Below are 22416 nucleotides of genomic sequence, written 5' to 3' on the forward strand. Positions count from 1 at the left end.
CCGGCCCCATCGAGCCCCTCAGAGGGACTGCCGCTTGTCGCGGAGGTACTTGTAGAGCAGGGCACGGGCGCGGAAGATGTGGGCCTTGACGGTGCCCAGCGGCAGATCCAGCTCGCGGGCGATCTCTTCGTAGGATTTCTCCTGCTGGTGCCGCATCACGATGACGCGGTGGTACTTCGGCGGCAGGGCGTCGATGGCTTCCTGGATCAACTCCCGCCGCTGGTCCTCGACGATGTGACGGTCCGGGCGATACGTGGTGTCCGGCACCTCGTATTCCAGCTCGCCGTCGCGGGTCTGGATGGGCCGGTCGATGGAGAAGGTGGGCAGCTTCCGCTTGCGCAGGTAGTCGATCGTGTGGTTCGTGGCGATCTTGTAGAGCCAGGTGGAGAAAGCATACTCGGACGAATAGGAGTCCAGGGCCGAGAACGCCTTGATGAAGCACTCCTGCACGAGGTCGTCCACCTCCCCCCGGTCCCGAACCATGCGCTGGATGTGCCGGTAGAGCGCGTTCTGATACTTCGCCATCAGCTCATTGTAGGCGGCCTCGCGCCCGGCGAGGGCCTGCTCGACGAGCCTTCGGTCCTGCTCACTGGAGGCCGAGGGCGTGCTGGCGGTGTTTCCCATGCGTGCGGTGTCACTACGTAGCAAGGTGCCCTGCTCCGGGCATCAGGTGAAGATAGAGAAAAAGCTCCCTTCCGATCCAACCGAAAATTTCCGGTGCAACGAAATCGGTGCCTCCGGGATCCGTTGCGTTCCCTCCGGGCCGGCCGCTTAAGCCGTGCCGGCAAGCGCCGATTCCTGCGGCAACCGTCCTTCCCTGCCTGCCTGAACGTTTGTCCCGCAATGGGTGTCCGGGAAAACCCCTTTCTGCTGAGCGATCCGCTGCACGACCGGGTCGTACGGATCCTGCTGGCCGAAGGTGTCGTCACGCGCGAGCAGGTCGAGCATGCCTGGCTGCGCTGGCTCCGCAGGCTGCGCGACGGCGAGGAGTACCCGCTCTGGCGGGAGTTGCTCAACACCCCCGACGTGGATCAGGAGAGCATCTTCGAGGTCGTGGCGCTGACCTATGCCTTCCGGCGCATCGCCATCAGTGTGATGGGCACGGCCGTCCTGATCGACAAACTCCACGCTCACATCGAAGACGAGCAGTGGAACCGGCTCATCGAGCACCTGGTGCTCCCGGTGGTGGAACAGGGCGAACGGCCGGATACGCTCCAGCGCATCTACGTGGCCACCTACGACCCCACCAGCCGGACAGTGCGCGAGCTCGTGGCCGGCCTGAAATTGCCCCGGGTGGAGCTGCGCTACGCGCCGGCCGCCGAGCTGATCGCCCTGATCACCGAGCTCTTCCCGCACAAGAAGTTCCTGCTCGGCACCGCCGTCCTCTGACGAAAAGCAAGCGCCGTCCTCTGGCGAAAAACAAGGCCCGCCCGAACGCACCGTCCGGGCGGGCCTCCGTATGACGTGCACCCCGTCGCCCCGGCGACGCCTACTTCACGAAGAGGATCTCGCGGTAGGTCGGCAACGGCCAGCGCTCGTGATCGACGATGCGTTCGAGGTCGTCGCCGGCCTGGCGCACGGCCGCCATCGCCGGGATGACGTGGTCGCGCATGTGCTCGGCCTTCTCGTGGACCGTATCGCCGCCGAGGGCCCGGTTCTGGCGGTTGAGCTCGTCGAGGGCCCGGCGGAGGGCGTCGATGCCCCGGCTGACCTCCTCGGCCGTCTCGCGCACCCCGTCGCAGGTGAGCCCCACCTGGGCGCCGCCGGCCAGGATTTCGGTCAGCTCGCGGAGGTACCCGACGGCGGCCGGCAGGATCATCGTCCGGGCGATGGCCTCGGTCGTCTCCGCCTCGATGTTCACCCGCTTGAAATACTGCTCGACCCAGATCTCATGCCGGCTCCGCAGCTCTTTTTCGTTCAGGATGCCGTATTTCTCGAAGAGCCGGACGTTTTTCTCGTCCGTGAGCCGGTCCAGGGCATCGACGGCGGTACGCAGGTTGAGCAGCCCGCGCCGTTCGGCCTCGCGGTGCCATTCCTCCGAGTAGTTGTCGCCGCCGAAGATGATCGGCTTGGCCTCGTGCAGCACTTCGCTGATGACCTCGGCCACGGCGCTTTCCAGATCCTTGCCGCCGGAGAGCCGTTCCTCCAGCATCGTCGCCATGACGTCGAGCGACTCGGCCACGATGGCGTTGAGCACGACGTTCGGGAAGGAGATGCTCTGCGAGCTGCCGACGGCGCGGAACTCGAACTTGTTGCCGGTGAAGGCGAAGGGGGAAGTCCGGTTGCGGTCGCCGGCGTGGCGGGGCAGGTGCGGGAGCACGGGCACGCCGAGGCCCAGGAGTCCCCCCTGCTTGCTCGAACGGGCCGGCCCCTTTTCGAGCTGGGCGAAGATGTCTTCGAGCTGCTCGCCGAGGAAGACGCTCATGATGGCGGGCGGGGCCTCATTGGCCCCGAGGCGATGGTCGTTGCCGGCCGAGGCGACCGAAGCCCGCAGCAGGTCCTGGTGCTTGTAGACGGCGCGGACGACGGCCGTGCAGAAGAAGAGGAACTGCATGTTGTCGTGCGGGTTGTCGCCCGGGTCCAGCAGGTTCATGCCGGTGTCGGTGGACATGGACCAGTTGTTGTGCTTGCCGGAGCCGTTGATGCCGGCAAAGGGCTTCTCGTGCAGCAGGCACACGAGGCCGTACTTGCGGGCCACCCGCTGCAACGTGAGCATGATGAGCTGCTGGTGATCGGCCGCGATGTTGGCGTTCTCGAACAGCGGGGCGATCTCGTACTGGCTCGGGGCCACCTCGTTGTGCCGGGTCTTGACGGGCACCCCGATGCGGTAGAGCTCTTTTTCGACGTCGAGCATGCAGGAGAGCACCCGGTCCGGGATGGAGCCGAAGTAGTGGTCCTCCAGTTCCTGGCCCTTGGGCGGCTTGGCCCCGAAGAGCGTCCGCCCGGTGCTGATCAGGTCGGGACGGCGGAAGAAGAACTCCTCATCGATCAGGAAATACTCCTGCTCGCTGCCGACGGTCGAGTAGACCTTGTGGACGTCTTTGACGTCGAAGAGGGCCAGGACGCGGCGGGCCTGCACGTCGAGCGCCTGCATCGAGCGCAGCAGCGGCGTCTTGTGGTCGAGCGCCTCGCCGGTCCAGGAGGCGAAGGCCGTGGGGATGGCCAGGTAGGCGCCGTTGTCGTTTTCGACGATGAAAGCGGGCGAGGTGGGATCCCAGGCCGTGTAGCCGCGGGCCTCGAAGGTGGCCCGGAGGCCGCCGCTGGGGAAGCTGGAGGCGTCCGGCTCGCCCTGGATCAGGTCCTTGCCCGAGAACTGGGCGATGGCACCGCCCCCCTTGTTCGGCGTGATGAAGCTGTCGTGCTTCTCGGCGGTCAGGCCGGTCAGCGGCTGGAACCAGTGGGTGAAGTGCGTCGCGCCACGCTCGACGGCCCACTCCTTCATGGCCAGCGCCACCGTGTCGGCGATGCCGGGATCGAGCGGCTCGCCCTTCTCGATGGTGGCCAGGATGCTGTTGAAGACCGACTTCGGCAGGCGGCTCTTCATCTCTTCAAGCCCGAAGGCGTTCTCCCCGAAGATCTTCTCGATGTCCATCGGGAGGTACGTACGCCCGTTGCCGTTGTAGCGGTACTTGGTGGCGGCGACGACGTTGTAGTCCTGGGTTTTCTTGCTCATGGTTCTGTGTGATGGGCTTACGGAAGGCGGGTAGGGCGGGCGACGGAACCGGTCCGGCGTCGCGAGCCGCCGCTGGGGGTCCGGCGGAGGCCACGCCGGTCTATACGGTTTCGGCCTCGGGGTAAAAGAGCTCGGTGGGCTGGACGGCCAGCGCCCTCGTTTCCTTGAACGTGCTCAGCACGATGCTGGTGGAGGTGCCGTGCACGCCGGGCCACGACTGGATCGTCGAGAGCAGGCGCTCGAGCGTGGTGGTGTTCGGTGTGCGCACCTTGAGGATGTGCGACCCCTCCCCGGTGATCGAATGCACCTCCTGCACTTCGTCGAGCTCTCTGGCGCGCTCCACGAAGCCGGGGAAGTAGGACGACCCGTCGACGATCACCCGGATGAAGGCGGTGATGTCCACGTGCAGCCGCTTGGGGTCGACGACGGCGTGGTAGCCCGTGATGACGCCGCGCTCCTCCAGCTTGCGCATGCGCTCGCTCACCGACGGCACCGACAGCCCCACCTCCTCGGCGATCCGGTTGCGTTTCATCCGGCCGTGTGCCTGAAGCAGGGTCAGGATCTTCACATCGATCTCGTCAATACGGTCCATGGGCTCCGGTTGTCTGCTGGTGACTTAAATATTTTAGGTCAATTTAAAATCAAGCTCCCTCTATTGTCAACATTTGCCCGACTCAATCTAACTATTTTAACAGAGCCTCCGCATTTCCGTATCCATCCGCGCCGCACCCGGTCGCCTTGCCCGCGTTGACATCGCGCCCGCGCCTGTTCTATCTTGCCGGCGTGGAACGACGCCGTTCTGCGCTGCGTAACGCCCCCGTCGCGCCCTTAGCTCAGCGGTTAGAGCTGCGGACTCATAATCCGTAGGTCGCAGGTTCGAATCCTGCAGGGCGCACCTCGCACCCCTGCCGCCTCCGCACGCAGGGGTTTTTCTTTTCCGGAAACCGGCCACCTCTCCCGGTCTGCCACCGGGATTGGAATCGTTTCCACGCCGCGGAGAGCCACCCGGCGTTTGACAGGGTGATCATGGTTTCTTTATAATCCCAGTCACCCGATCGGCATGCCTTCCCTCTCCCGCCCTTTCTCTCGATCCCCCTGTTCAACCGTTTCACGGAGGTCTTATGCGCTCAGCTACCACCCTGACCCTGCTCTTTCTCTGCCTAGTTTCTTCTGGTTGTATCATCGATGTTGAAGTAAACGACCCTCACGAAAGTCCCACTTTCAAAAGTTATACTAACAAACATCAATTATATCCAAAAGCAGGCATATTAGGCTCTGGAGAATATTTTTTAAGCATTTTCGCCACTCCCTTAGACTACTATTCAAGCAAATCCAGAACCGTTGACAGAACTAGTTTGATTATATGTGGTGGTGGTAGCACTTGCGAATTCCCGTTGAATATCACGGTTCAAGGAAATAGTTCAGAGGGAGGGTTATACCTTGTAGATCTTGAGATTAATGACAGGCTTGTATTTTCAGGTTCATATCCATCTAGAACATCTGGATCTTTTTACGAGGGAACTTACAAAGGAAAGTTAGGCGATACATTCAAACTAACCGCTTCATGGGTTTTGCCATTGACGCCCACAGGTTCGATACCCAGAAGTACTTCTCTAAGTAGTATAACCGCTAACTTAGCTTACTAAGATACAGTGTTGCCTAGCTTGGCTCCTGAAACTCTCATTGAGTCGCGCCTTCATCGGCACAATATGATCATCCTGCATACTGACCTTGTCTTTAATCCTCGCACCCAACCAACCTGCCAGAGAACAACCCATGCGCTCAGCTACCACCCTGACCCTGCTCTTCCTGCTGATTGGTCTCACTCAGACCCAGGCTCAATCTCTCGAATATATCTTTTCACCTGAACGGACCGGCGAATTAACCGATCCCTTCGCCGTAGGGGCACAGAACGGTGCCCGTGGCCTTTCCGGACCCTGGGACCTCGACCGAGACGGAAAAATTGAGATTCTAGTTGCACAACATAATAGTGCCGGTGGCCGCATTCATGTTATAGAAAACAACGGTTTCGACACCTGGGAGCTGGTCTATTCCACAGCGATGATCGATTCATCCGCATCCAGTAGCAATGCACGCTATGCAACTGCCGCAGACCTTGATGGGGATGGAAACCTTGAGATCGTGTATGTGGCCGGTACGGACTACAGCGACGCCAACCCCAACTTACTGAACGGGGTCTACGTTTGGGAGCACGACGGCGTCGTCGGGTCCGACAATTACGGCACGCTCCCGGCTACAATCGGAGCGTTCTTTGAACTCGATGGTCTCGACGACGGCTTCGTTCGAGCGCAAAATCTTGAAGCCACAGACATCGACGGAGACGGCATCCAGGAACTACTTGTTCCTGCGGATGGCGACAGCAACCACGACATTTTCTATGTGCTCTCCGTCAACGGATCTTTTGAAACGAACGGTGTGGGAACCGGCTTCGAAACCTGGGTCATTGAAGCACGCCTAGGACCCCGCGAAAACGGAAATGCCTTTGGTGGTGGAAGCCCCTACGACTTGATCGCCGCCGATCTGAACGGAGACGGCCAGATGGATCTCTCGTTCCACTCCTGGAATTTCATGAATTTCTTCAACGCCACCGTACCGGGAGCGGATACCATCGTTCTCCCCGATCTTTCGGCCGACAAGCGTTTCCTACAGGCTTCTGCTCCGGATGACCACGTTGCCTTATTCGGAGGAATCGCTTACGATATCGACGCCGATGGTAATAGTGAGCTCTTCTATCCCAACTGGTTTACCAAAAACATCACGGTGATAGACTACAACTCCGGAGATGACGTTTTACAGATCGATGCCAGTAAGGTGGCTTTCGATGTTATTCCCATCAACGGTGCAGGCGGCATTGCCGTAGGCGACATCGACGGCGATCAGAACATGGAACTGATTGTTGGAGGTAACGGCTATCAGGCTGATGACTGGAATGAAGGACGACCCTCACAATTCATCTCAATAGCCGAATACCTGGGAGGTGATCATGCGAATTAAGGGTAGAACGCGAGGATCCACATCGCCGCGGCTAGCCGCCCGAAGACGTGCACCAAGAGGCCCTCGAACGAACGCACCTTCGAGGCCACCTCGATGCCCGTCTTCTGCTCGATCCAATTGAACAGCGACTCGATCGGCTGCCGGCGCTGACTGACCCGCCGCGAGTACACCTTCTCGGTCAGCAGCACATCGGTCTGCCCCTTGCGCTTCTTCACCGGCGTGCACAGGTGCAGGTTCTGCTCGGCTGCCAGGCGCTCGCCTAGCTCACGGTCGGCGTAGATCTTATCGGCAAAGAGACGCCCCTCGTGCAGGCGCGGTAGGATCTGTCGGGCCACGGTCAGGTCATTGGCCGGGCCGGGAGCCAGTCCGATGTAGAGCGGCAGCGGCATCGTGCCGGGACGCCGCCGTGCGACGACATGTACCTTGACGCCGTAGAAATACAGGTTCTTCGAGGCGCAGAAGCCTTTGCCGGCGATGTGCGGAGCGACCCTGGCCCAGGCCGAGCGCTTCTGCTGGGCCATCACGACCGGAAAAGAGTCGATGATGTAATCGGTTGGTTCACCAGAGCGCTCTGCAGGTCGCTCACCAGAGGACTGGCGCGGACATGCCTCCAGGGCTGCTTCGACCAGCAGGGGGAAGGCATCGGCCAGCCGGTTGAGGCGCTGCACGAAGGCGACGTAGGAGGGCAGTTTGGGGAAGAAGGCCATCAGGTGGTCGCGGGTGTAGGCGTAGATGTCGGTCAGCGTGCGGCGCTGCTGCATGAGGCCGAAGAGGTAGACGGTGAGGACTTCTTCATCGGAGAAGGCCGGCGAGTGGTTGTTGCTCAGGCGCTGGGCAACGACGCAGAGGCGGCGCTGATACTGCTCACAGACGTGGAGGAACAGATGAATGAGCGTATATTGCCAGTCCATGGGGTCCTCGGGCGTTTGGTTGGAGGTGAGGGGTCATCTCCTTCTAAACGCTCAGGACACCATGGTGTCAACTCTTAATTCGCATTGATCCTAAAGACGGGGCAAACTATTTCGTGCAGACGCTCGATACCAGCACCCCTGCGGATACGGCTGGATTCAACATCGTCTATCGCGATTCCCTCGGAATAAAGAGCAGATTCTTCGAAACAGCCCAGTCAAAATCCGGCAGCACCACGAGTTCTACGGGTGATCCCCATTTTGTATCGGGCATTGCCTACCTAGGTGATGGAGATAACGACGGTGCTGCTGAGATTGCCATTTCATTCCAGGGGGTCGATGACAGCCTCTACGTGTATGACGAGATCTGGAATGCGGACTCGTTGCGGTATGAGCGCACCGTCCGTGAAAGAATGCCTGCCCCGGTACGCTCATTCCTCCGGATCTACTCCGTAGGTGACCTCGCCGTCAAGATCCAGGACGAGCGCATCGTGCTGCCTTCGGACTACCGGCTGGAGCAAAACTACCCCAACCCCTTCAACGGGACGACGGTGATCCGCTTCACGCTCCCCCTGGACAAGCGCGTCAGCGTAAAGGTCTACGACATGACGGGGCGCCTGGTGAAGACGATCGTCAACGACCAGCTCCTGCCCAAAGGCGCGCACGAGGTCAACTGGGACGGCACCAGCGACACCGGCATCCCGGTGGCCAGCGGTTCCTACCTCTACACGCTCGAATACGGCAACTTCCGCCAGAGCAAGACGATGGTGCTGTTGAAATGATGTGACCGACGGAAAACGAAGGGAGGGGTTCGGCACCCGGGCCCCTCCCTTTTTTTGACCGGCCACCGCGTGCGCCCGCGCCCGTCGCGGTCGCCCTCCCTCCGGGCAGCCTCCGGGCGACGGTACCGGTGTGGCGGCGCGGCCTCCGCCGCCGGTCCGGTCTTTTTGCCTGGTATCAAGCCCTCGCTTCGAGATATTTTTTCGGGGGGCGATGGCGCGGCCGGTTCGCCCCTCCCGCACGGTCTTCGGTCTGCCCCCTTCATCCAGTTCGCGATGTCCATGCCCCACAAACGTTCTCGTCGCCCGTTCGCGTTCCGCCCGGTAGCGTTCTGCCTGCTCTGGCTGCTCGCCCCGGCCGTCGCCTTTGGCCAGGGCAAGATCGCCGGGCGTGTCACGGACGCCGCCACGGGCGAGCCGCTCGTCGGCGTCAACGTGCTGATCGACGGCACCACGCAGGGCACCGTCACGGATGCCGACGGAAACTATATCCTCCTCAACGTGCGGCCGGGCGAATACACGCTCGTCTTCTCGTACATCGGCTTCCAGACGCACCGCGTCGAAGGCCTGCGCGTGGTGACGGGCCAGACGACGTCGTACGACGTGCAGTTGCGCGAGGAGGTGATCCAGGGGCAGGAGGTCGTCGTGACGGCCGAACGCCCTCTCATCCAGAAAGACCTGACGGCCTCGAAAAAGACCGTCGTCGCCGAAGAGATCGAGGCCCTGCCGGTGGAGGGCTTCTTCGGCGTGCTCGTCACGCAGGCCGGCGTCAACCAGGGGCCCGGCGGCGAGATCCACATCCGCGGCGGCCGCTCGAACGAGGTCGCCTACCTGGTCGATGGCCTCTCCGTGGGCAACCCGTTCGACACGAACGGGCTGGCGACCACGGTCGCCGCCGACGCCATCCAGGAGATGACCGTCATCTCGGGCGCCTTCAACGCCGAGTACGGCAAGGCCATGTCCGGCATCGTCAACCTGGTCACGAAGGAGGGCGGAGACCGCTACACCGGCTCGGTCAGCTTCTACGGCGGCGACAACGTGACCGCGCACGGCGACCTCTTCTACACCCCGCCCGGCTACCGGCTCAACGTCTACACGTTCGAGGGCACCCTCAGCGGGCCCGTACCCTTCTACCGCCCCCTCCGCTTCTTCGTCTCCTACCGCCGCGACGTCGACGACGGCCACATCTACGGCTTCCGCGAACACCTGCCCTCGGACTCGGCCAACTTCAACGCAGGGCCCGGGCTGCTCGAAACGATCCGCCAGCATATCCCCGACTACGACGGCCCGGCCTGGTACTACGAGATCCGGGGCACGCCCTGGTACGAGCTGGACGACCCCGCCGCCGCCCGGGGCGAGCGCGTGGCGATGAACCCCTCCTCCAGCGCCAACTTCATCGGCAAGCTGAGCCTGCGCCCCTTCGCCGGCGCCAAGATCGAATATGCGTTCCTCCACGACCGCAGCCGGCGCAAGCCCTTCGACTTCGCCTACCGCTTCAACCCGGACGGCGTCGTCACCAACCGGGACTGGAGCTACAACCACAGCCTGCACTGGACGCACACGCTCAACGACCGCACCTTCTACACGCTCCGCCTCTCCTACGCCACCAACACGTTCCGCCAGTACCTCTACGAAGACCCGCTCGACCCCCGGTACGTCTCCACCGGTAAGATCCAGGGCTTCCCGGGCAACAACTTCGTCTTCGGGGGCAACCAGAAAAGCCACGTCTACGAGGACGCCCGTTCGTTCCGGGCCAAGCTCGACTTCACCCGCCAGTTCGGCACCATCCACGAAGCCAAGACGGGCATCGAGTTTCAGCGCCATAGCCTGGACCGCGAAAACTTCGTCATCCTCTTCGACGGCGACCGCTACCCCGAGCCGACCATCCCCCCGCTCGACTCGCCCTCGCACGACAAGTACGAGGGGCAGCAGGTGACCGAGCTGAGCGCCTACGTGCAGGACAAGCTGGAGTTCGACGACTTCATCATCAACGCGGGCCTCCGCTACGAGTACTTCAACCCGCACGGCTACTACATCCCCAACCTGCTCGATCCGAAAGGCAACGCGCAACCCCCGCAGCGGGCCGAGGTCAAGCACCTCTTCCTGCCCCGGCTGGGCGTCTCCTTCCCCATCACCGACACGGGCATCATCCACTTCTCCTACGGCCACTTCGCCCAGATGCCGGCGCTGCGGCAGATGTACGTCAACCCCGAGTTCGAATTCCCCGTGGGCACCACCCCCACCTTCGGCAACCCGAACATGCGGCCCGAGCGAACGGTGCAGTACGAACTCGGCCTGCAACAGCAGCTCACCGACGACGTCGCCTTCGACGTGACGGGCTTCTTCAAGGACATCCGCGACTACCTGGCCCTGCAAACGATCCGCTACAGCACCATCGCCGGGGAGGACGTCTACAACATCTACCTCAACCGCGACTACGCCAACATCAAAGGGATCACGTTCGCCCTGACGAAGCGGCGCGGGCGCGGCGGCCTCGTCGCGGCCACGCTCGACTACACCTTCCAGATCGCCGAAGGCAACCGCAACGACGCCAACGCCTTCTTCTTCAACTTCCTCTCCGGCCGCGAGACGGAACTGGAACTGATCCCGCTCGACTTCGACCAGCGCCACATCGTCTCGGGCACCGTAACGCTCACCCGCCCGCGTAACTGGGGCCTCTCGCTCATCGGGCAGTTCGCCACCGGCTACCCCTACACCCCCCTCCTGATCGACCAGAAGCTCGACCAGCTGCCCAACAGCGACCGCAAGCCGTCGCAGATCAAGCTGGACCTGCACGCCTACAAGGATTTCGCCCTGGGCGAGCGCTTCTCGTTCCGCATCTTCGCCAAGGTGTTCAACGTGCTCGACCGGATGAACGAACGCTTCGTCTTCGACGACACGGGCCGCGCCACGTACTCGCTCAACGGCGAGCGGGGCGTGCACGCCTCCTGGGAACCCGCCTACGGCCTGCCGGGCATCCACACGCTCGACGAGTACAACACCCGCCCCCACTACTTCTCCGCCCCCCGCGAAGTGCGCCTCGGGGCTACGTTGTCGTTCTGATCGTTCAGCGTTGTCACGTTTAACGTCAAAAGTTCAAACATTATGGCCACGGTAAAGCGGTTTGAAGAACTCGTTGCCTGGCAGACAGCACGTCATCTCGTCAATGAGATTTATGCACTGACCGGTGACGGAGCTTTTGCACGTGATTTCGGTCTACGTGATCAGATTCAACGGGCCGCCGTGTCGGTGATGAGCAACATCGCCGAGGGGTTCGAGAGCCGCACCCAGCGCCTGTTCATCGAACACCTGGGGCGGGCACGGGCCTCTTGTGGCGAGGTTCGTTCCCAACTCTACGTAGCGCTCGACCTGGGCTATATCGACCCGCCCCAGTTCGATGCGCTGTATGAATGCACCGACAAAACATCGCGCCTGATATACCGCTTAATGACGTATCTGACTTCCCTCGATGACACACCGCGCGTACGGGAGGATATCCTCCTATACGACCCCTCAGGACGTCTTTCCCAGGAGACAGCCTGATTGCCTTCCCTCACTTTTTGACAACGTGCAACGTTCAACGTGCAACGTATGAAACCCTTTCTTTTAACATTCACCCTCGCCCTCACCCTGGCCGTGCCGGCCCTGGCCCAGGACGCCGGGCGGCAGACCGGATGGACGTACGACGAGGTGCGCCGGTGGATCGACCGGCAGGCCGGCAAAGGCGGCCCCGCCACGCCCCTCCAGCTCGACTGCGTGGACTTCACCAACCGCCGCGACGCCGTCATGAACGGCAACCGCATCACCACGCAGATCCTCAACTTCGGCTCCATCTCCGCCCCCGGCAACACCATCACGGACATCGTCTGGAACGGCCTGGGCTACGGGTACGAGTTTGGCCCCTTCGTGGCCGCCGAGGTCGTCGACGAGGGGCACCGCGACCCCAAGAGCGTGCAGCTCCGCGACGAGAACGGCAACCTGGTCCTGGACGAGAACGGCGACCCCATCTGGGTGATGCACATCGTCTCGGACGGCATCGTCTCCAACGGCGGCGAGGTCTCGCCGGACGGCTCCACGTTCTGGGGCTGGCAGCCCATCCCGTGCGCCCAGCCCGTGGGCAACTTCGCCGGCATCGAGGTGGTCAACCCGAACTCCCCGCTGATCCCCACCAGCGACGCCCCGGACAAAGACCTCGACGGCAAGCCGGACTCCTGGCCCGACTCCTGGTTCAACCCCAACCTGAAGGAGTACGTCTGGCCCGGCGCGCTCCAGCAGGGCGCCTCCAACGCCGACAAGGAGGCCCTCTACTTCATGAACGACTACAGCAACTGCGAATTCGCCTACGACCCCTTCCCCTCCAACCCCGACCTCAACTGCGGCCTCGGCCTGGAGGTGGAGGTCCGCATCTACCAGTGGGCCAACCCGCTCGCCGAAGACGCCATCTTCCTCATCTACAAGATCACCAACAAGAGCGAACGCGACCTCGAAAAAGTCATCTTCGGCATGTGGGGCGATCCCCACGTGGGCGGCCCCGGCGACTGGGCCGATGACCTGGCCTTCTTCGATAAAAACCTGGACATGGTCTTCGCCTGGGACGCCGACGGCCGCTCCGACATCCCCGGCCGCACGCCCGGCTACTTCGGCTACAAGTTCCTCGAGAGCCCGGGCGTGGGCAACGAGATCATCAACGGCCAGTTCTTCCCCGGCGACGGCATCGACAACGACGGCGACGGGATGGTCGACGAGTCGTGGACGGACGGCATCGACAACGACAACGACTGGGACCCCGAACGCGACGACGTGGGCGTCGACGGCATCCCCGGCACCGGCGACGAGGGCGAGGGCGACGGCCGCCCCACCGCCGGCGACCCGTTCGACATCACCCGGCCCGGCGAACCCAACTTCGAGTTCACCGACATCGACGAGAGCGACATGATCGGGCTGACCTCGTTCGCCTCGCCCCGTTTCGCCGGCAGCCGCATCTCGAACGACGAGCAGGTGTGGGAGTGGGTCACCCCCGGCCGCTTCGACAGCGTACCCGCCGAGCCGGGCGACTACGTCTTCCTCTACGGATCGGGCAGCTTCAAGCTCCGCGCCGGCGAGACGAAACGCTTCTCCATCGCCCTGATCGTCGGCGAGAACCTGGAAGACCTGCGCCTGAACGCGCAGACCGTCCAGCAGATCTTCAACGTCGGCTACCGCTTCGCCAAGCCGCCCGAGAAGCCCATCGTCCGCGCCGTGGCCGGCGACGGCAAGGTGACGCTCTACTGGGATGACCGCGCCGAGGCGAGTGTCGACCCCCTCTCCCGCGAGCAGGACTTCGAGGGCTACGTCATCTACCGCTCGACCGACCACGAGTTCAGCGACCAGCAGACCATCACCGACATCAACGGATCCCGCTTCCTGTTCCGCCCGCTGACGAACAGCCTGGGCGTGGAAGCCAAGTTCGACCTCGAAAACGGGATCAAAGGCCCCTCGCCGATCCCCTTCCCGCAACGCGGCGTCTCGTACGACCTCGGCGACGACACCGGCCTGTTCCACACCTATGTGGACTCGAACAACGTCGTCAACGGGCAGACGTATTACTACGCCGTCGTCGCCTACGACCGGGGCTTCGCCGGCGAGAGCGGGGACGTCCTGGTCGGCATCCCGCCGAGTGAGACGAGCAAGACGATCACCTACAACCCCGTCACGGACGACTACATCTTCGACGTCAACACCGTCGCCGTGACGCCGGCGCCGCGCGTGGCCGGCTACGTCCCGCCCTCGATCGAGGCGGCCGGCGGCATCGAACATACCCGGGGCCACGCCACCGGCCAGATCACGATCAACATCGTCGATGAGATGGCCGTGCCGGACGGCGGGCACTATACGATCCGCTTCGAAGAAGTGGACGGCCAGATGGTCTACTCGGTCGTGGACGAGGTACCGCGCACGGCCACCGTCCGGGCCATCGTGGGCAAGACGTCCTCGCTCGGCGTGCGGAACGTGATCCCGGAGACGTTCCGGCTCACGAACGCCGCCGGCACCGAACTCCAGCCGGGCGCCGACTACGAGCTCAACGCCACGGCCGGCTCGGTCCTGATCCTGGGCGGCGCCGAGGACGGCGAGGAGCTGCTGGCCACGTTCCGCTACTACCCCCTCTACCGGAGCGACCGGCTCCAGTCCGAGGAGTCCAACATCGTGTTCGACGGCCTCCACCTGTTCGTGCAGGACGACGCGCTGGCGCTCGACCTGGAGCAGACCGGCTGGGTGCAGGGCGGCGACGGCATCCCCTACACGGTGCGTGTGGCCACCTCCGGCCCGGGCCGCAGGGGCCAGCCCTTCGACTACGAGATCACGTTCTCGGACAGCCCCGTCACCACCGGCTTCAGCAACAACCTGCCGCTGCCCTTCGAGATCGTCAACCTGACGCGGGCCAACCAGCCGATCCAGGCCTTCGTGCCGGACCTCAACCGCAACGGTGCCTGGGACGTCAACGAGCAGATCATCTTCCTCGAAGACATCGACGGCACGCTGACGGCCACCTGGGAAGTCAAGTTCGACAACACCGGTGCGAAACCCGGCAGCGGCGACGTCTTCTTCGTCCGCACCTTCAAGCCGTTCCGTTCCGACGACGTCTATACGTTCCGCACCGTCGCCGCCACGACGGACGCCGCCCGCGTCAAGAACGAATTGCGCAACGTCTACGTGGTGCCCAACCCCTACGTGGTCACCAACGAGATCGAGCCGCGCAACCCGGTCTCGCGCTCCGAGCGCGGCGACCGCCGGCTCTACTTCGCCAACGTGCCGCAGCGGTGCACGATCCGCATCTACACCCTCGCCGGCGAACTCGTCGACGTGATCGAGCACGACAGCACCCTCGACGACGGCAAGGCCTTCTGGGACCTGCGCTCGAAGGACAACATGAACATCGCCTACGGCCTCTACCTCTTCCACGTGGAATCCGAGGAAGGATCGTACATCGGCAAGTTTGCGGTCATCAAATAGCGTTAAAACGTTAGCACGTCGACACGTTAGAACGTCAAGACCATGGGACCTTCTGGCGCCAACCTGCCAACGTTATAACGTTCAAACGTTTTAAGAAATGAAAGGACGGATCTCCCTGTTGTTCATGCTGCTCCTGGCCGTGCCGGTGCGGGCGCAGACCCTCGGTGAGGCCGAGGAGCCGGAGACGATCACGAAGGTCGGCACGACGGCGGCGCAGTTCCTCAAGCTGGGCGTCGGTGCGCGGGCGGTGGCGCTGGGCGGCACGTTCGTGGCCGAGGCCAGCGACCTCTCGGCGCTCTACTGGAACCCGGCCGGGCTGGCCCGCCTCAACGGCAGCGCCGTCCAACTGGCGCACACGCAGTACCTGGCCGACATCGACTACAGCTTCGCCGCCTTCGGCCTCAACCTGGGCAATGCGGGCACACTGGCCGCCTCCCTCCTCTTCCTCGACTCGGGCGAGATGGAGGTCCGCACCACCCGCGACCCCGAGGGCACCGGCGAGCGGTTCAAGGTGCAGGACTTCGCCCTGCAACTCTCCTACGCACGCGCCCTGACCGACCGCTTCGCCATCGGCGGCACGGCCAAATACATCAACGAGCGCATCTGGCACAGCACGGCCTCGGCCTTCGCCTTCGACATCGGCGTGCTCTTCACCACGCCGTTCGAGCCGCTCCGTCTGGGGGCCAGCATCGCCAACTTCGGGCCGAAGATGCAGATGAACGGCCGGGACATCCTCTTCAGCACCGACCCCGACCCCGACCGGCAGGGCAACGTGGAGGTGGTCAACTCGGCCTACCTCACCGACAGCCACCCGCTGCCGCTGCTCTTCCGCGTCGGCCTGGCCTGGTACGCCCTCGCCACGGCCAGCCACCGCGTCGTCGTCCTCACCGACGCCGCCCACCCGAACGACAACAGCGAGTACATGAACGTCGGGATGGAGTACAGCTTCCGCAACCTGCTGGCGCTCCGGGGCGGGTTCCGTAACCTGTTCGAGCGCGACGGCGAGCAGGGCCTCACCTTCGGCGCCGGCCTCAACGTCCGCCTCGACCGTACCCTGCGCGTGCGCTTCGACTATGCCTACGCCGACTTCGGCCGCCTCGAACAGACCCACTGGTTCACCTTCGACCTGGCCTTCTGACATCCCTCCGGCTCCGGGCGTTACACGTTAAACGCTGCGCGTTGAAACCCGAGACGCATCCCCCTTATCCCCTCATCCAGCCATCCATGTCGAAACGGCTTCTGCCTTCCTTCCTTCTCCTGCTGGCCTTCGCGACCGTCGCGGCGTCTCCGGCGACGGGACAGATCCTGCACGACCTGACCGAGCGCACGGTCCCGCTGTCCCCTGCCGATCCCGTGGTGGCCGGCAAGCGGGCCACGCTGACGACCGCGTCGCCGGCCGTGGAGGAGCCCTTCAACGGCGTCGTGGTGCAGGGCTATGCGAGCGATCCGGACGTGCAGGGCTGGATCCGCTTCGAGGAGCGCGGCGGCTGGGGTGCCTGGCGGCCGATGCGCCTCATCCGGTCGGCCACGGACGGGACGTTCGCCGGCGGCTACCGGGATGAGGTCTACCGCAGCGGCCTCCGGTTCGAGTTGCGCTTCGCGTATGCGGCGGGCACGGCCTTCCACCTCGTCGGCGCCGGCGTCTTCGACAACCGCAACGACGAGGACCGGCAGGCGCCGGGCGGGGTCGTCCCGCACCACGGCAAGAAGGCGGGCCACATCATTCCCCCGCCGCTCATCACCCGGGCCGAGTGGGGCGCCGCGCCGTTCCGGGGCACCCCCTCACCGCTGGCGCCGAACGGCTACGAATACATGACCTTCCACCACGCCGCCGGCTACTCGGCCACGACGAAAGAGGAAGGCATCCGGCAGGTGAAGGCCATCCAGGACCTGCACCAGAACGTCCGGGGCTGGAGCGACATCGGCTACCAGTTCCTCATCGACCGGGGCGGGCATCTGTATCAGGGACGCCCCTTCCTCGACGACGCCACCTCGCTGGAGGAGGTGCCGGCGCTGGCACTCGGCGCCCACGTGGGCGGCCACAACACCGGCAACATCGGCGTCTCGCTCCTGGGCTGCTACCACCCGCCGGAAGGGTCGTTCTGCCAGGAGGTCATCACGCCGGAAGCCCTCGAAACGTACGTCGTCCTGTTCGCTTTTCTGAGCGAGCGCTACGGCGTGGCGCCCGAACTCATCCGGGGCCACCGCGACTTCTCGAGCACGGCCTGCCCCGGGGACAACAACTATGTGCTCCTGCCCTCCCTGCGCGAAGACGTGGCCCACCTGCTCCTGACCGGCAACGAACCGCTCGGCCAGGCCGTCATGGCGGCGACGGTGGATGCGGACGGGGTGGTCCGTCTCTCCTGGGAATTCATCGAGGCTCCGGGCATCGCGGGTTATCGCATCGAGCGCACCAGCGGCGGCATCACCACGGTGGTGACGGAAGGAGAAGGCGCGGCGCCGGGCCTGTATGCCGACGCCGGGGTGACGAAGCCGGGCCCGGTCCGGTATGAACTCTACGCCCGGAGCGCCACCGGACGCGAGCAGTTGCTGGCAACGACCGAGGTCACGGTGGAGGCCCCGGCGGCACTGTACGTACTCGCCCAGGGTTTTCCCAACCCGTTCCACCGGCGCACGACGATCCGCTATTACCTCGAACGGGACGGCATCGTCCGGCTCCACGTCTACGACGCCACCGGGCGCGAGGTCCGCACCCTCGTCGAGGCCTACCAGCGCAGCGGGCAATGGTACACGGTCCCCTTCGACGCCGCCGGCCTGCCGGCCGGTACCTACTTCTACCGCCTGCGCGTCGAGGGTTTCTCCGGCCTCGACTTCGACCGGACCGGCACGCTTGTCCTGGTGCGCTGATCCGGGCCCTCAGCCACCCCCTTCGAGCATCACGTCCCCGTAGGTGACCAGCTCGCCGGTGGCATCGAAGACGAAGAGACGGTGCAGCCCGGTGACGCCGATCTGGATGGGCGAGAAGCGGAACTCGTGCCCGCCGGTCTCGGCCGCGTTGTTGACCTCGGCCAGCAACAGCAGCCGGCGCGGGTCGGCGGGGTCCCGCGTGCGAAGCACCATCCGGTTCGAGACGGCGTTGAACTCGAGCGTGACGAAGGGCAACGTCACCGGCTCGCCCCGGGTCGGGTTCGGATACGGGGGCCGAAAGCTGATCTTGCCGGCGAAGAACGGGGCGGTGCGCCAGTCGTCGGGATCGTCCTGGAGGATGTTGCCGGCGGCATCGGTGCGGGCAAAACCCTCCGGCGACCGCTCCGCCATCGCGACGAAGGCTTCCTGTTCGTCCCGCTGCGTGTCGCAGGCCGCAAGCCCTCCCCCCAAGAACACGAGCACCAGCCCGCACGCGATCCGGTTCATGGCTTCTCCGATTTCCCTGACGGTATCGAGGCGGGGAGAACCGACAGGCGCCCTCCCGCGTTCCCCCGGCGCCCGTGGCGTGTACAGGGGCACAGCGGAAAGGAAGAAACGGTTCCGGGTTTCAGGGAAGAAGCTCGAGACCGGAACCCCGAAATCCCGCGTGAAGAGCCACCGGCCCCTCCACCCCTTACGTACTCCACACCTCCTACCGCGGACGCAACCATGCCCGCCCTCGTTGCCGAAAACCTGAGCGTCGTCCTCGACGGGAAACCCGTCCTCCGGGAGCTCGGCTTCACGGTCGAGGCGGGGACGTGGGTGGGGTTGCTCGGGCCGAACGGCAGCGGTAAAACGACGCTGCTCCGCGCCATCGGCGGGCTCTTGCCGTATGCGGGGACGCTCCGGGTGCTCGGCCGGGAGGTGCGGGCCTGGAAGCCACAGGCGCTGGCTCGCCATCTCGCCTTCGTCCGGCAGTCGGCGTCGCTCCTGTTCGACTTCACCGTGGAGGAGCTCGTCCTGCTGGGGCGGGCGCCGCACAAAGGCTGGCTGGAAACCGATACCCGGGCCGACCGGGAGCGCGTCCGCCGGGCGCTGGCCCGCGTCGACCTCGCCGGTTTCGAAAAACGTTCCATGCTCTCACTCAGCGGCGGTGAGCAGCAGCGCGTCTTTCTGGCGCAGGCGCTCGTGCAGGAGGCCGAGCTGCTCCTGCTCGACGAGCCCACCGCCCATCTGGACGTGCACCACCAGTTCGAGTTCATCGACCACGTGCGGGGCCTGGTCCGGGCCGGCTGCACCGTGATCGCCGCCTTCCACGACCTCGAGCTGGCCGCCCGCTTCGCCGACCGCATCCTGGTGCTGGACCGGGGCCGTCTGGCTGCCGCCGGTCCCCCCGCCCGGGTGCTCACGGCCGACCTCATCGCCGGGGTTTTCCGCATGGAAGCCCGGCTGTACCCTGCCGAAGACGGCAGCCTCCGCATCCACTACGTGGGTCCCCTCGCCGCGTGCACGCGCGCCGGGAACGGTACCGGCCGGCCCCACCCGGTCGCCCCTACGCCCCCGTCATCGCACTAACCGCCCTCGCATACCCGCACGTTTGCAGCCCATGAAAATTTACACCCGCACCGGTGACGCCGGCGACACCGCCCTCTTCGGCGGCGGCCGGGTGCAGAAAAACCACCCGCGCATCGAGGCCTATGGCACCGTAGACGAGACCAACAGCTTCATCGGGGCGGCGCGGGCACAGCTCACCGGCCGGCCCGGCCATGAACGGCTCGACCCCGTCCTGGCCCGCATCCAGGCCGAGCTGTTCGAACTCGGGGCCGACCTGGCCACACCCGGCGATGCCCGGCCCGTGGTCCCACGCATCCAGGCGACCCACATCCGGCGCCTGGAAACCGCCATCGACGACTTCGACACCGAGCTGCCCCCGCTGAAGCACTTCATCCTGCCCGGAGGCACGCCCGCCGCGGCCGCCCTCCATGTGGCCCGGACCGTCTGCCGCCGGGCGGAGCGCCGGACCGTCGAACTGGCCGGTGCCGAGCCCACCAACCCGCACGCCGTCGTCTACCTCAACCGCCTCTCCGACTTTCTCTTCGTGGCCGCCCGGTGGGTCAATCACCAGGCCGGCCTGTCCGAGGCCGTATGGAAGCCCGCCTGATGCCGCACGTTTGCCCATGCCCGCCTCGTCCGAACCCCGCCTTTCCCCTGGCAAGCGCCACGCCTTCACGGCCCTGATGCTGGCGCTGCCGCTGCTCTTCTTCGGGCTGCTCGAAGGGACGCTCCGGCTCGCAGGCTACGGCAGCTCCTATCCCCTCTTCGTCCCGGTACCCGGCTACGAGGACTACCTGTATCAGAACCGCGAGGTGGCACGCCGCTACTTCGCCCGGGAAGCCTCCCTGCCCACCGGGATCAGCGACGCCTTCAAGGCACGGAAGGACAGCACGGCGTTCCGCATCTTCGTGCAGGGCGGTTCGAGCGCCGCCGGCTATCCCTATTACTACGGCGGCAGCTTCTCGCGCATGCTCCAGCAACGGCTGCAACAGACCTTCCCCGACCGCCCCATCGAGGTCGTCAACACGGCGATGGCGGCGGTCAACTCCTACACCCTCCTCGACCTGGCCGGCGAGATCCTTGCCCGGCAGCCGGACGCCGTGCTCATCTATGCCGGGCACAACGAATACTACGGCGCCCTCGGGGTCGGATCGGCGGAATCGCTGGGACGTATGCGGTGGCTGGTGAACACCTACCTGCGCCTCCAGCACCTGCGGGTGGTACAGGCCCTGCGGGCCCTGCTGGCCAGGGCCGCGGGGCTGCTGAGCGGGCGCCGGGCCGGGTCGCCGCCCGGGGCCACCCTCATGGAACGCATGGTGCGCGAGCAGATCATCCCCTACGGCTCGGCGCTCTACCGGCAGGGGCTCGAGCAGTTCCGCGGCAACCTCCGGGACCTCCTGGCGACGTACCGGGCGCACGGTGTGCCCGTCTTCATCGGCACCGTGGCCAGCAACGAACGGGCGCACCGGCCGTTCTCGAGCGGCCTCGCCCCGAAGACCGACACCGCCGCCTGGCAGGCACACTACCGGGAAGGGCAGGTCCACCTGCGGGCGGGCCGCTTCGAGGCCGCCCTCGCCGCCTTCGACGCCGCCCTCCGCCTGGACAGCCTCTCTGCCGACGCCTTCTTCGACCGGGCCCGCACCCTCGAGGCGATGGGACGCCACGCGGAGGCCCGCGCCGCCTACCTGGCCGCCAAGGACCGGGACCGGCTTCGTTTCCGGGCGCCCGAAGCAATCAACCAGATCATCCGGGAAGAAGCCGCCCGGGCCGGCGCCGTCGTCGTCGAAACGCAGGCGGCGCTGGCCCGGGCCGCCCGCAACGGCATCATCGGGGACGACCTGATGCTCGAACACCTCCACCCCAACGTGGACGGCTACTTCCTCATCGCCGACGCCTTCTACGAAGCCCTGCACCAGGCCGGGCTGATCGGCCCCTGGCACCACACGATCCCGGCCCGGGTCGCCCGCGCCGAGGTCCTCCTGACCCCCGTCGACTCCCTCTACGGGGTCTACCGGGTGCGGCAACTCACCGGCAGCTGGCCCTTCCGTCCCCCCGGCACCGTCGACCGGTCGCTGGACACCCTCCGCGCGACGAACCCGGTTGAGGCCATTGCGCTGGCTCTTTTCCGCAGGGAGATCAACTGGATGGAGGCCATGAACCGCCTCCAGGCGCACTACGTCGAACAGGGGAACCTCCACGGGGCCCTGCGCGCCGCACTCGCCGTCATCCAGCAGTACCCCTTCCTCCCGGAAGCGTATGCCACCGCCGGCGACCTCCTCGTCCGCCAGGGACGGTACGACGAGGCCCTCGCCTACTTCGAGGCGGCGCACGAGCGGCGGCCCTCGGCCGGGGTACACTACATGATCGGCACGCTCCGGCTGGTCCGGGGAGAACTCGACGCGGCCGTCGAGCACCTGGAGCGGGGCCGGGCTCTCGATCCGGATAACCCGCTGCTGCTGTACCAGCTCGCCCGGGCCTATGTGGCCCGGGGCCGGGTGCCGGCGGCCCGTGCGGTGCTCGAACACCTGCTGGCGCGCCACCCCGACCATGCCGCCGCACGGACCCTCCTCGACGGGCTCTCCGCCGCCGTGCCGCACTGACCGCCCGCGGCGCCCGGATGGTTCCCGGC

The 22416-nt window shown here is 65.0% G+C and carries 16 protein-coding genes and 1 tRNA gene; 12 read left to right on the forward strand and 5 right to left on the reverse strand.

Annotated features, from left to right (window positions below):
* Positions 1-18: 18 nt before the first annotated feature.
* Positions 19-624, reverse strand: a complete 606-nt coding sequence (locus GQ464_RS01320) for an RNA polymerase sigma factor (protein ID WP_166977587.1) — start codon at positions 622-624, stop codon at positions 19-21.
* 219 nt (positions 625-843) lie between these two features.
* Here GQ464_RS01320 and GQ464_RS01325 point away from each other — a divergent pair, with 219 nt between their 5' ends.
* The gene (locus GQ464_RS01325) at positions 844-1389 is read left to right on the forward strand and encodes a hypothetical protein (protein WP_166977589.1); all 546 of its coding nucleotides are present in this window, start codon (positions 844-846) and stop codon (positions 1387-1389) included.
* A 100-nt stretch (positions 1390-1489) separates the two neighbouring features.
* Here the strand turns inward: GQ464_RS01325 and GQ464_RS01330 are convergent, their stop codons facing one another.
* Both GQ464_RS01330 and GQ464_RS01335 read right to left on the reverse strand, forming a co-directional pair.
* On the reverse strand, positions 1490-3673 hold the full coding sequence (locus GQ464_RS01330) for a glutamine synthetase III family protein (protein WP_166977591.1): 2184 nt from the start codon (positions 3671-3673) through the stop codon (positions 1490-1492).
* Positions 3674-3773: 100 nt separating this feature from the next.
* Entirely contained in the window at positions 3774-4265 is a 492-nt protein-coding gene (locus GQ464_RS01335; RefSeq protein ID WP_166977593.1) for an Lrp/AsnC family transcriptional regulator, read from the reverse strand.
* Positions 4266-4495: 230 nt separating this feature from the next.
* Here GQ464_RS01335 and GQ464_RS01340 point away from each other — a divergent pair.
* A tRNA-Ile gene (locus GQ464_RS01340) sits at positions 4496-4568 on the forward strand.
* Positions 4569-5449: 881 nt separating this feature from the next.
* The gene (locus GQ464_RS01345; protein WP_166977595.1) at positions 5450-6688 is read left to right on the forward strand and encodes an FG-GAP repeat domain-containing protein; all 1239 of its coding nucleotides are present in this window, start codon (positions 5450-5452) and stop codon (positions 6686-6688) included.
* Here GQ464_RS01345 and GQ464_RS01350 read toward each other — a convergent pair.
* The gene (locus GQ464_RS01350; protein WP_228350222.1) at positions 6685-7599 is read right to left on the reverse strand and encodes a transposase; all 915 of its coding nucleotides are present in this window, start codon (positions 7597-7599) and stop codon (positions 6685-6687) included. The two genes, GQ464_RS01345 and GQ464_RS01350, sit on opposite strands and share 4 nt — an antisense overlap.
* A gap of 410 nt (positions 7600-8009) precedes the next feature.
* Here GQ464_RS01350 and GQ464_RS01355 point away from each other — a divergent pair, with 410 nt between their 5' ends.
* The 6 genes from GQ464_RS01355 to GQ464_RS01380 all read left to right on the forward strand — a co-directional run bounded on the left by GQ464_RS01355 (position 8010) and on the right by GQ464_RS01380 (position 18233).
* Positions 8010-8378 (forward strand): T9SS type A sorting domain-containing protein, encoded by a 369-nt coding sequence (locus GQ464_RS01355; RefSeq protein ID WP_166981058.1) that lies wholly within the window; start codon positions 8010-8012, stop codon positions 8376-8378.
* A gap of 279 nt (positions 8379-8657) precedes the next feature.
* Positions 8658-11438, forward strand: a complete 2781-nt coding sequence (locus GQ464_RS01360) for a TonB-dependent receptor (RefSeq protein ID WP_166981060.1) — start codon at positions 8658-8660, stop codon at positions 11436-11438.
* Between the two features lie 42 nt (positions 11439-11480).
* Positions 11481-11918, forward strand: coding sequence for a four helix bundle protein (locus GQ464_RS01365; RefSeq protein WP_166981062.1), 438 nt, complete (start codon positions 11481-11483; stop codon positions 11916-11918).
* Between the two features lie 48 nt (positions 11919-11966).
* Entirely contained in the window at positions 11967-15365 is a 3399-nt protein-coding gene (locus GQ464_RS01370) for a fibronectin type III domain-containing protein (protein ID WP_228350493.1), read from the forward strand.
* 97 nt (positions 15366-15462) lie between these two features.
* A complete protein-coding gene (locus GQ464_RS01375) occupies positions 15463-16503 on the forward strand; it encodes a PorV/PorQ family protein (RefSeq protein WP_166981064.1) in 1041 nt (346 codons plus the stop codon).
* An 86-nt stretch (positions 16504-16589) separates the two neighbouring features.
* Positions 16590-18233 carry an N-acetylmuramoyl-L-alanine amidase gene (locus GQ464_RS01380; protein ID WP_166981066.1) on the forward strand — a complete coding sequence of 548 codons (1644 nt, stop codon included), beginning with the start codon at positions 16590-16592 and terminating at the stop codon, positions 18231-18233.
* Between the two features lie 9 nt (positions 18234-18242).
* Here GQ464_RS01380 and GQ464_RS01385 read toward each other — a convergent pair whose 3' ends face one another.
* Entirely contained in the window at positions 18243-18740 is a 498-nt protein-coding gene (locus GQ464_RS01385) for a hypothetical protein (RefSeq protein WP_166981068.1), read from the reverse strand.
* Positions 18741-18962: 222 nt separating this feature from the next.
* Between GQ464_RS01385 and GQ464_RS01390 the strand changes: the two genes are divergently transcribed.
* From GQ464_RS01390 to GQ464_RS01400, 3 genes are read left to right on the forward strand one after another with little or no spacing between them, the layout of a single operon-like run.
* Positions 18963-19808 carry an ABC transporter ATP-binding protein gene (locus GQ464_RS01390; protein ID WP_166981070.1) on the forward strand — a complete coding sequence of 282 codons (846 nt, stop codon included), beginning with the start codon at positions 18963-18965 and terminating at the stop codon, positions 19806-19808.
* Between the two features lie 31 nt (positions 19809-19839).
* Positions 19840-20394, forward strand: coding sequence for a cob(I)yrinic acid a,c-diamide adenosyltransferase (locus GQ464_RS01395; protein ID WP_166981072.1), 555 nt, complete (start codon positions 19840-19842; stop codon positions 20392-20394).
* Between the two features lie 16 nt (positions 20395-20410).
* A complete protein-coding gene (locus GQ464_RS01400; protein ID WP_166981074.1) occupies positions 20411-22387 on the forward strand; it encodes a tetratricopeptide repeat protein in 1977 nt (658 codons plus the stop codon).
* Positions 22388-22416: the final 29 nt, after the last annotated feature.

This window comes from Rhodocaloribacter litoris, assembly GCF_011682235.2.
Classification (GTDB): domain Bacteria; phylum Bacteroidota; class Rhodothermia; order Rhodothermales; family ISCAR-4553; genus Rhodocaloribacter; species Rhodocaloribacter litoris.